Origin of the sequence: Dyella sp. ASV21, assembly GCF_016428975.1 — a bacterium.
Classification (GTDB): domain Bacteria; phylum Pseudomonadota; class Gammaproteobacteria; order Xanthomonadales; family Rhodanobacteraceae; genus Dyella.
Genome location: NZ_JAELTT010000025.1, coordinates 51893 through 59048 on the forward strand (window position 1 = coordinate 51893; position 7156 = coordinate 59048).

The 7156-nt window shown below is 64.3% G+C and carries 5 protein-coding genes; all 5 read right to left on the reverse strand.

Features of this window, described 5'->3' with window-relative positions; translation table 11 throughout:
- Positions 1–212 precede the first annotated feature (212 nt).
- Positions 213–2963 (reverse strand): EAL domain-containing protein, encoded by a 2751-nt coding sequence (locus tag JHD67_RS10665; RefSeq protein ID WP_199099166.1) that lies wholly within the window; start codon positions 2961–2963, stop codon positions 213–215.
- Between the two features lie 74 nt (positions 2964–3037).
- Positions 3038–3811 (reverse strand): iron-containing redox enzyme family protein, encoded by a 774-nt coding sequence (locus JHD67_RS10670; protein ID WP_199099167.1) that lies wholly within the window; start codon positions 3809–3811, stop codon positions 3038–3040.
- Between the two features lie 263 nt (positions 3812–4074).
- Positions 4075–4464 (reverse strand): MAPEG family protein, encoded by a 390-nt coding sequence (locus tag JHD67_RS10675; RefSeq protein WP_199099168.1) that lies wholly within the window; start codon positions 4462–4464, stop codon positions 4075–4077.
- A gap of 70 nt (positions 4465–4534) precedes the next feature.
- The gene (gene bla, locus JHD67_RS10680) at positions 4535–5557 is read right to left on the reverse strand and encodes a class A beta-lactamase (protein ID WP_199099169.1); all 1023 of its coding nucleotides are present in this window, start codon (positions 5555–5557) and stop codon (positions 4535–4537) included.
- 127 nt (positions 5558–5684) lie between these two features.
- The coding region (gene hutU, locus JHD67_RS10685) for a urocanate hydratase (protein ID WP_199099170.1) at positions 5685–7156 on the reverse strand (1472 nt) is incomplete at its 5' end.

Genomic DNA, 7156 nt, shown 5'->3' on the forward strand with positions numbered 1-7156 from the left:
CTCTGATCAGTCACCCGCACTGCTCGAACGAACCACGCGCCCTGCCTTCACATCACGCAATGCAAAGGCGCAGGGGGACACGCCCTTCGGCGGCCGAAGGGCGTCTCCCGTTTTCGGGGGAATGACGGCAAGACTCGGGGCATCGCCAAGCCTCCATCAAGGATGAAACAAGCATGACGCGTTGCCGACGCATGCGCGGCAACGCCGCCGGCTTAGAGCGATTCCGGTGGCACCAGCCGCAAGTGGGAGCCCACGGCGCGGCGGCCGGAGCCCAGCAATTGCACGATCTGCTCGGGCTCTACGGGTCGCGAATACAGATAACCCTGGCCTTCCTGGCAGCCAGCGCGCAGCAGGAAGCGGTGCTGCTCCTCGGTCTCGATGCCTTCAGCAATCGGGCTGATATCGAGCCTGCGGCAGAGGGTGAGCATCGCTTCAATGATGGCGCCGTCGCTTTCGTCGTCGGGCAGGCCCGCCACAAAGCTCTGATCGATTTTCAGATACGCGATGGCGCGTAGCTTGAGGTAACTCATGGACGAATAACCGGTACCGAAATCGTCAATCGCCACACCCACGCCCAGGGCATGCAACGCCAGGAGGGTGCGCTCCATTTCCTCGCCCAGGCGCAGGATGGCGCCTTCGGTGATTTCCAGCATCAGGCGCTCCGGCGCAAGGCGTCGCGACTCCAGCAGCGAACGGATGTCGTCCACGAAGTTGGCTTGCCCGAACCAATGCGCCGATACGTTCACGGCCATGCGCAACGGCGGTACGCCGTCGCGGTCCCACTGCTGCATCTGCGTGCAAGCGGCCTGGAGCACCCACTGATCGATACGGCGGATCAGGCCCAGCTTCTCTGCCATCGGAATGAACTCGATAGGCGGAATCTGTCCACGCTTGGGATGATGCCAGCGCAGCAAGGCTTCCACCGCTACGATGCGCCCGCTGCGCATCTCCACCGAGGGCTGGAACACCAGGTGGAACTCATTCTCGGCCAACGCCTTGCGCAGTTCCGATGCCAGGGCGATACGGCGGCGTGCGTCCGCCTGCATGCGTGGCGAGTAAAAGCGGAACGCGTTGCGCTCTTCGGTCTTGGCCGCATACATGGCGGCATCGGCATTCGTGATAAGGGTTGGAACATCCGCGCCATCCAGCGGATAGCAGGCGATGCCGATGCTCGCGCTGAGCGCCACCTCGTACTCGCCCACCACCACCGGCGCGGCCAGCGCGGTCAACAGGCGGCCGGCCGCAGCGCTGGCCTGCTCGCGCGAATACATGTCACCCAGCAACACGGTGAACTCGTCGCCACCGATGCGCCCCGCCAGGCCACGATCACCCAATTCATAGACGATGCGCTCGGCGACCTTCACCAGCAGGTGATCGCCGATGGCGTGCGTATAGCTGTCGTTGACCGCTTTGAACGCATCCAGGTCGATGAACAACACCGCGATCATGCCGCGCTCACGTTCGGCCCGGACCAGGGCCTGCACGCAGCGCCGCTCGAACTCGGCGCGATTGGTCAGCCCCGTGAGTGGGTCGTGCGCTGCCAGGTATTGCAGGCGCTGCTCATTGGCCTTGGTGGCGCTGATGTTGTTGATCACCGCCACGTAGTGCTGCACATGCCCGTCCGGGTTGCGGATGGCGCTGATGCTCAGCAATTCAGGGTAGCTGGTGCCGTCGTGGCGACGAGTACGCACCTCGCCGACCCAGTTGCCATCCAGCTCGATGGTTTCCCAGATCGAATCGGGCAGGAAGGATCCATCCGGCATGGTGCGGACATCGTCAAAGCGCATGCCGTGCAGCGCTTGCATGGTGAAGCCGGTCATGCGGATATGCGCGGCGTTCACGCGGGTCACGCGGCGGTCCGCATCCGCAATGATCACGCCCTCGGCGATACCCGCCAGCGCCTCGGAGGCAATACGGCGCTGCTGCTCCAGATTCACGCGCTCGGTGATGTCGCGCAGAATCAACTGACGCACGCTGCGTGTGCCCCAATGCGCCACGCTGCTGCGCATCTCTACCGGGCGGGGCTCGCCAGCGGCACCGTGCAGCTCGCCGGTGACCGCACCGTCCGCCCGGTGCAGCACCGGGATGAACAAGTCCGATAGCTGGATGCCCTGCAAGGCATCCAGGGAGCGACCCGTCCATTGCAAAGTGGTGCGGTTGGCGCCCAGGACGGTGCCGGTGGCTTCGTCCACCATCAGGATGGCATCGGCCGCGCTGTCGAACAGCAGGCTGTAGCGCTCCTCGGTGCCACGGATTCGCGAAAGTACACGCTGCGCCATGCGCAGCCAGATGAGGGAGGCCGCGCACGCGGCAAAGAACACCGCCGCGAACAACACCCTGCCCAGCCAGATGGCGCCCTGGGCAACCTCCAGCGAAAATTGCTTGGTAAGCGGCTCCAGCTCATCGTTGATGGCATTGATGGCGGCCAGCTGTTCGGTCACGGCCTCGTGATCGAGGGCGCCCTGGGCATAGGCGCGCTGCAGTTGCGCGGCGATGGCGTCCAGGCGCTTCAGCGGACCATCGGCTTGCCGCCACACCAGCACGGCCTCGCGCATATGCGGCACGTCGGTGCAGTAGTGCAGCATGAAGATCATGCCGGACTTGGCCGACGGAAGAATCAAGCCGCGAGCGAAGGCTTCGTCCACCGCCGCCTTGTCGTAGGTGCCCGAGGCAATGGCGTCACGAGCCCAGCTATCGGAGGCGAGCAATTCGTAGTTTTTGCGATACGTGCGCAGACGGTCTTCGTTGCCGGTTTCGGCATAGACGGTCAGGTCGATCACCGCCTGCTTCTGCGCCTTGCTCCAAATGCTCTCGCCGTTGAGGAAACCGGCGAGAGTCACCTGGACCTGGAGGGCGAACCAGGTCAAGAAGAGAATGAGGCCGATAACGGCCACTAGCCCGTAGGCCAGTGGCCTCAAGCGTCGGGACAGCGGTCCTAGCGAGGTGCTACGGATCAAATCCATGGCGTCCCTTGTATATGACCACTTCATAAAACTACATCGCGTCCCGTCACACTGTCGACGACGAGATCTCTTCGTTACGCCGCCTGATCTTCCACCTTCTCCGCGACCGGCTGCAGCAAGCAGCGCTCCAGCCCATAGTGCAGGCTGACGTAGCTACGCTCGATGCATTCCCTCACGTGCTCCACTTCCTCGGGAGCTGGGTGACTGCCCATTAGGGTACAGACAATCTCCAGCGCCTCCCATGGGTGGGTATCGTCATAGGCTGCGTGCAACTGTAGCCACCGCAACGTTGCCTTCCGTCCAGCGGGAGACAAACTGTCAGCGTAAGCGGCACTGTCGTACACCTTCTGTGACCATTCGCCCGTAACACCCTCGATGGCGTAGTTCGTGGCGGCAATACCGGCCGCCAGCGTGTCCTTGCCGCAGACCTCATGGCACCACTCGGCCGCCATCTGGGTACCACGCGGCGGGCGGCCTTCCAGCACCTGCTGACGAGGCACCCCAGCGCCGTCCGCCCAGTCCAGCCAGTACTCGGCATGGTTCTGTTCGACCCGGATATTGCGTACCAGCCAGCGACGGGCGAGGTTGTCGCCCGCGCTGCGCCCGTACTGGGTCTTCAACAAGTTCTGTGCCATGAACGAGGGAAAGCGCTCGATCAGGGACCACGTACCCACCATGAAATTGCTCATGGTGGTCACGTCGATGCGTCCTTCGCTCATCAAATCCCACATGACATGCTCTCGAACGCTACGGCGGGCGGGTTCACAGGCCTCAACCATGGCTTGCGCCCACTTGGGGTAGCTGGTCAGTTCGGTCAGTGAGCCGGTGCGTACGAATTCGGTATTCATGCTGTTCTCCAGTTTCAGTGAGGAAACCGCCGGCCCCTTTGCCGGCGGTCCGGTGCAAATGCACCGGAACCGCAGTGTGGTCATGCATCGGCCTGTTGCGTACCTCGATGCTTACACACGGCCCAATAAAGGCGGCCCAACTCACTGAAAAAACTGGAAAACACAAAGAAATCACACACCCGTCCCGTTCCCTGGTTCGAGCGAATCGTCAAGCCTGTGACGTCAAAATTTTGACATGAGGCAACTTTTCGACGCGCGTCGCCCTATAGCAATGCCGACCACACCATCACGATGCCTGCCATCGAGACGGCCCAGACGAGGGTGCGCAGGTAGGGAATGCCAATCACGTAGATCGGCAAATAGATCAAGCGTGCCCAGAAGTAGAGCTGGACACCGAGTGCGGTCGTGGCGTTGGATCGTTGCGCCAGCACCACCGCGAGCACGGCGGCGGCGAAGAACACGAACGTCTCCAGGAAATTCCGGCTGGCACGGTCGGCACGGCCACCTGCCCCGGTCAGCGCCCGGGGCTCACCTTCGCGATTGCTCGCGTTCCATTTCAGGCCGCGTTGCTGGGAGCCCAGCGTGGCGGCCACCATCACGTACACCAGGCCCAGCAGAATCGACCACCCCAGCAGCTTCAGCTCGATCGCCATCGCACGCTCTCCCAGGTCAATGTGGGCGCATCATGCGCTCACCGCCGGGATGGCGCCATCACCGCGATGCTCACGGCTGGACGGATGCCGCCAGCGTGCGGGCCAGATCGGCGAACAGGGCGTCGCGCTCGGCCGGCGTGGCCGGCGAGTCGGAAAGGAACGCCGCCACGATCACCGTACGCCCATCGGGCCAGGTCAACAGCGCCATGTCGTTATAGGCAGCCGTGCGCTTTTCGAAGCTGCCGGAGGTGCCCGTCTTGTCGGCCACCACCACTCCTGCGGGCGCACCGGCGCGCAAGCGATTGGGAATAACTTGTGCTCGCATCAGCGCCAGCAAGTGCCCGGTTGAGGCATCGGACAGCAGCTCGCGCGCTTGCAGTTTGCGCAGAAAATCCACGGCGGCCTGGGGCGTCGTGCGATTGCGCGGATCGGCCAGGAACGCCTGGTAACCACGACGATAGCGCGCGACTTCCGCCTCGGCGGACTCGTTGGCCGGTAGCGACTGCCCCGGCTCCAGCGCCTGGAACACACGCGACACGCCCGCTTCATCCTGGTCTACCCGCATGCCATCGATGCCATGCGCACGCAGAAACGCCGTGACCTCCTGCGGGCCACCGAGCAGCTTGATCAGGGCATCCACGGCCGTGTTGTCGCTTTCGCTCACGGCCGCTTGCAGCAGACGCTCCACCGTAAAGCTCATGCGCTCGCCGTGGAACTTGGCGCCAATCGAGGGCACCGCCGAACCGCTCAATACCTCGGACCGCGTGATGATCACCGGGTGATCGAGCGTGAGGCGTCCGGCATCCACACGCGCCAGCACGGCGGCGGCCACGGGCGCCTTGAACACGCTCATCATGGGAAACGGCTGGGCGGCATTTGCGCCGGCCTGCGCGCCCGTGCGTACATCCAGCACCGCCACCCCCAACACGCCGGGACGTGCGCGCTGCACGGCGGCATCCACCGCCTGTTGCCACTGGGTCTGCTGCGGCGTGGTGGCGGCCTGGGCAACAAGCGGCGTCCAGAGGGCCGTCGTCGCACACGCCACGATCAGGGCAGCCGCCCGCAAGGGGCTGCCGAACATACGATCCATCATGAAGACATTCCTGTCGAAAAGAGTTCGGCAGGAATGTGACACCGCCATGTGGCAAAGCGCTGGCCGGACGATGGCCGGCCAGCGATGCGGCCCGTGCCCCGGGTCACCTCCCAGGGCACGGCGCTCATCAAAGCATCGGGAGATTGAGCCCCTGCTCCTTGGCGCACTCGATGGCCATGTCGTAACCCGCGTCGGCATGACGCATCACGCCGGTGCCCGGGTCGTTCCACAGCACGCGCGCGATGCGCTTGTCGGCCGCTTCGCTGCCGTCGCACACGATCACCACACCCGAATGCTGCGAATAACCCATGCCCACGCCGCCGCCATGATGCAGCGACACCCAGGTGGCGCCGCCGGCCACGTTGAGCATGGCGTTGAGCAGCGGCCAGTCGCTCACGGCATCGGAACCGTCGCGCATGGCTTCGGTTTCGCGGTTGGGGCTGGCTACCGAACCGGAATCGAGGTGATCGCGACCGATCACTACCGGTGCCTTCAGCTCGCCGTTGCGCACCATCTCATTGAACGCCAGGCCAAGCTTGTGGCGCAGGCCCAGGCCCACCCAGCAGATGCGTGCAGGCAAGCCCTGGAAGCTGATGCGCTCCTTGGCCATGTCCAGCCAGCGATGCAGGTGCGGATCGTCGGGGATCAGCTCCTTCACCTTCTGGTCGGTCTTGTAGATGTCCTCCGGATCACCCGACAACGCCACCCAGCGGAACGGGCCCACGCCGCGACAGAACAGCGGGCGTACGTAGGCCGGCACGAAGCCCGGGAACGCGAACGCGTTCGCACAGCCCTCATCCTTGGCCATCTGGCGGATGTTATTGCCGTAGTCGAAGGTGGGAATGCCCTGCGCATGGAAGGCGAGCATCGCCTCCACGTGCTTCTTCATGGACTGCTTGGCGGCCTTGGCGGTGCCGGCCGGATCGCTCTTGCGGCGCTCGAACCACTGCTCCACCGTCCAGCCACTCGGAAGATAGCCGTTGACCGGGTCGTGCGCGCTGGTCTGATCGGTCACCGCATCCGGGCGCACGCCGCGGCGCACCAGCTCCGGCAGCACATCGGCGGCATTGCCCAGCAAAGCGATCGACTTGGCTTCGCCTGCGGCCGTGTACTTGGCGATGCGCGCCAGCGCGTCGTCCAGGTCCGTCGCCTGCTCGTCCACATAACGCGTCTTCAAGCGGAAATCGATGCTCTTCTGCTGGCATTCGATGTTGAGTGAGCACGCGCCCGCCAACGTCGCCGCCAGCGGCTGTGCGCCGCCCATGCCGCCCAGGCCCGCGGTGAGAATCCACTTGCCCTTGAGGCTGCCGCCGTAATGCTGGCGCCCCATCTCCACGAAGGTTTCGTACGTGCCCTGCACGATGCCCTGCGAGCCGATGTAGATCCACGAGCCGGCCGTCATCTGGCCATACATCATTAGGCCCTTCTTATCGAGCTCGTTGAAATGCTCCCAGTTGGCCCACGCCGGCACCAGGTTGGAGTTGGCCAGCAGCACGCGTGGCGCGTCCGCATGCGTGGGAAACACGCCGACCGGCTTGCCGGACTGGATGAGCAGGGTTTCGTTGTCGTTGAGCTGGCGCAGCGCGCGCAGGATGGCAT